3 protein-coding genes are annotated in these 3,996 nt (G+C 46.1%); all 3 read left to right on the top strand.

Going from position 1 to position 3,996, the window contains the following annotated elements; translation table 11 throughout:
• On the top strand, window positions 1-609 hold a 609-nt coding region (locus IH598_14205; GenBank protein MBE0639667.1), incomplete at its 5' end, for a T9SS type A sorting domain-containing protein.
• A gap of 109 nt (window positions 610-718) precedes the next feature.
• Entirely contained in the window at window positions 719-3,691 is a 2,973-nt protein-coding gene (locus tag IH598_14200; protein MBE0639666.1) for a S8 family serine peptidase, read from the top strand.
• Window positions 3,692-3,790: 99 nt separating this feature from the next.
• A partial coding sequence (locus tag IH598_14195; GenBank protein MBE0639665.1) for a hypothetical protein occupies window positions 3,791-3,996 on the top strand: 206 nt, incomplete at its 3' end.

Below are 3,996 nucleotides of genomic sequence, written 5' to 3'. Positions count from 1 at the left end.
GCAATAAATTTTGATAATATTTATAGTTCAGGTTCGGAAGCTTTTACGATCAATTATTGCGATATTGATACCTTAGAAGTTTATGGTGGATGGACAGGCGAAGGCAACATCAACCAAGACCCCCTATTCGACCTCTCCGGCTCCCATCCTTACGCCCTGTTGCCCGGCTCTCCCTGCATCGACACCGGCACACCTGATACCACCGGCCTGTGCCTGCCCTCCTGCGACCTGATGGGTTGCTGCCGCATCTGGGACGGAGACGGCAATGGCGTTGCAGTGATTGACATGGGCGCTTACGAGTTTGACTCACCCATGGTAGGAATAGCCAAACCTGTGATAACTCAACATCGGAAGGAAACCAACCTTACCGGCTTTCCAAATCCCTTCACCACTTCAACCACCATCGAATTTGAGCTAAAGGCCGAAACCCCGGTTACCCTTCAGGTTTATAACCACATGGGGCAACAGGTTGCTGATCTGCTGAATGAAAGCAGGGCGCCAGGCAACCACCAGTTCACCTGGAAGGCCGCCCACCTCCCCCCCGGCCTATACTTTCTCCGCCTGCAGGCGGGAAATGAGGTGAGGACGGGGAAGGTGATTAAATATTAAAGAATTGATTAGCAAACAATAAAGTAACACAAGCAACTAAAATTATAAACCTGTTACAGCGAAAAACCAAAAACCTTTTTGCTCCAAATCATATAATAAATTTAACATCATGAAAAAATTCTACTTAATCATTGCAGCGCTCCTGGTCATGGGAATGACCTCGATGATGCCAACAGAAAAAAATGACGGTCAGCAAATAACATTCCCCGTCATGGAAAAAAGTCAACCCATGTTCTACAAGGGCATGATCACCATTAAGGTGAAGGAGGGTATTGGGGATTTTGATAAACAAAAAGGGAATGTCTCCTTTAATATCCCTTCACTCGATGCAAAAGCCGGAAAATACAAGGTGAATCTTCTTGAAAAAAGATTCAGGTACAATCCTGCGAAACTGAAGAAAGGAATGCCCGACCTTTCCAGGATATACCGCATTGAATTTCCTGAATCCTATTCCGTGACCAAAGTCGCCAGGGAATTTTCTAAAGACCCGAACATCGAGTATGCCGAACCCATACCGGTTATTGAACTCCTTGAAGTGCCCAATGATCCCATGTATGGCGATTTGCATCATCTTACGCAGATTCATGCAGAAGAAGCCTGGGATATCCACAAAGGTGAAAATGGTCCGGAGGATATCATTATTGCCATTGTGGATTCAGGGGTGGATTGGGATCATGAAGATTTAATTGATAACATCTGGCAAAATATAGGAGAAGATCTGGACGAGGATGGAGTTACCCTCGAATTTATCGGTGGGCAATGGGTATTTGACCCGGATGACGAAAATGGTGTGGATGATGATGGGAATGGTTTTGTTGATGATTTTATCGGCTGGAATTTCTTTTTATCCGGCAACAACCCCAATCCCTTACCAGGAACCATGGATTGGGATCATGGCACACTCATGGGTGGATATGCGAGCGCGACTACCAATAACAACACCGGTATTTCAAGTATTAGCTGGAACCTTAAAATAATGCCAATACAGGCAGGTTGGGAAAGCAATGTTCTGCAGGCATACAATGCCATGATTTATGCTGCCGAAAACGGAGCAGATGTGATTACCAACAGCTGGGGGCATTACAATTGGTTTTCTCAGGCCAATTACGAAGCACTTACCTATGCACGTGAATTGGGCAGCATTATTCTAGGTGGTGCGGCCAACGACAATCAGTTTAAAATCATGTATCCGGCTGCCTATCCGGGAGTTTTGGGAGTTGCGGCTCTCAATCATCTGGACGCGAAGGCCAGCTATAGCAATTTTGGGCCGCATATTGATATAAGCGCTCCGGGAGGGGATGCCGGCCATCTTTTATTAACCACTGCAGTAAATAATTCATATGAAAGTACAGCAGGGACATCCTGTGCAACACCCATTGTGGCAGGCCTGTTGGGTTTGGTTAAGTCATATCATCCCGACTGGACATCCGACCAGGTGATCACACACGTACTGGGTACAGCCGACAATATTGATGACATCAGCATCGCGTATAGAAACCTGTTGGGAGCAGGCAGAATCAATGCATACAGAGCTTTAACCGAAACAAATGTTTCGCTCCAGCAGGAAATTGCACTTGATCTTTTTTATTCAGCCTTCCAGGATTTGGACGGTAATCAAATTCCGGAACCGGGCGATACTGTTAGCCTGAGTTTAAAACTCAGAAATTACAACTATGGCGTTGGGGCTGAAAATGCAACCTTCACCCTCTCATCTGACGACCCTGACATTTCAATTTTATCCGGAACTTATAGTGGGGATATTCCGGCCGATGATTATTTTACCCTTGACAATGCTTTTGAGATTAAAATATCGGATTTGGCCACAACCCATTTGGCTGGATTTAAACTTGCTACCACCGCTGACAAAGAAATAACCTGGGGTGATACCATTAATGTTGAATTATTGGTTGCCCCGGCCGGTATTCTGGTTTTCCAGGGAGAAGGTCCGGGTAATACTTATAGTGGCGATTATATCAACGAATTTCTCGTTGGTCAGGGATTTCAGGTGTTTTTCACTTCTCATTTCCCATCATCCCTGCTTGGTTTTGATGCAGTTTTCCTGTCGTACGGCAATTATGGTCCGGAGATACGTCATGGAACACCTTTCACAATAGAGATGACAGAAACCATGGCTGAATATCTCTATCTGGGAGGGAAAATCTATATCGAATGCGGTTCATTTTTTACCGGCTTCACGTATTTTGGATTCCCGAATAAGGAGGAGATGATGGGCCTGTTCGGAATTGCTGAAGCAGAGTACCTTGCCTACAATAACGTAATCAACTTACTGACTGGTTTGGATGGTTCACTGTGCCTTGACCTTTTGTTTACCGGCTCAACCCAAAATCTTAGTTGGTTTATTAATACGCTTACACCGAACGAAAATGGCATTGCAGCATTTGAAGAAGACGGATACGGAACAGTGGCCGTTCAGGGAGAGGGGGAATATGGCCAGAAAACATTTTTATTTTCCTATGCTTTGGGACATCTGGTAGATAATCCCCTGGGATCAAGGGATACCCTGCTAAACAGGATTGTTGAGTTTTTTGACCTGCACGACCCCATTGCCAATTTTATGGCAGATTCAACGAACATTGTGGAAGGAGACAGTGTCCACTTTACTGATTTATCTCAGAATAATCCCAATACTTGGGAATGGCAATTTGAGGGGGGAACGCCTGAAACATCAAAGGAACAGGATCCTGTTGTGGTTTACAATACTTTCGGTAGCTATGATGTCACTTTGGTCGTGTCAAACAGCTACGGGGCGGATACCTTATCGATTTCAAACTATATCACTGTCAATTTAGGAACAGGTTTAGCAGTTGGTTTGTATCCTACAGGGCTGATCATTTTCCCTAACCCTGCCTGCGACAGGCTGACCCTCGATTGCAGCGGTATTGCGGATCATATTGAGCTGATCGAGATCTACAACACCTTCGGAGCAAAAATGGCGGCACGCCGGGTTAACCAAACGGATACTGAAATAACCCTGGATATGAAAACGCTCCCCCCCGGCCTCTACCTCCTTCGCCTGCAGGCAGGAAATGAGGTAAGGACAGGGAAGGTGATCAAACAGTAGATATCCGTATTCTCCCGCTTCTTAACCGGGAGTGAGGGATGGAATGGAAAATGATTTCATAGCCGCATAATTGTGGAAAAGCATTAAAACTTTAACGTGATGACAGACAAAGTCTTTATGGAAGAAGCCCGGAAAATTGTTGCCGGGAACATGGGTGACCCCGGTTTTGGGGTGGAGGCCTTTGCGCGCATGATGTCACTGAGCAGGGTGCAGTTGCACCGGAGGATCAGGGCGCTGTTTCACCAGTCGCCGGGCGGGTTCATCCGCAGCCGGCGGCTCAGCCGTGCGGCTGAACTGCTCAAAGC

The sequence above is a fragment of the Bacteroidales bacterium genome (assembly GCA_014860585.1).
In the GTDB taxonomy this organism is placed as follows: Bacteria; Bacteroidota; Bacteroidia; order Bacteroidales; family 4484-276; genus RZYY01.
This window is presented reverse-complemented; position numbering and strand designations above follow the sequence as displayed.

What these genes read in the sequence shown, in the direction of transcription:
- IH598_14200 (MBE0639666.1), top strand. Translation starts at nt 719, where the DNA reads ATGAAAAAATTCTACTTAATCATTGCAGCGCTCCTGGTCATGGGAATG.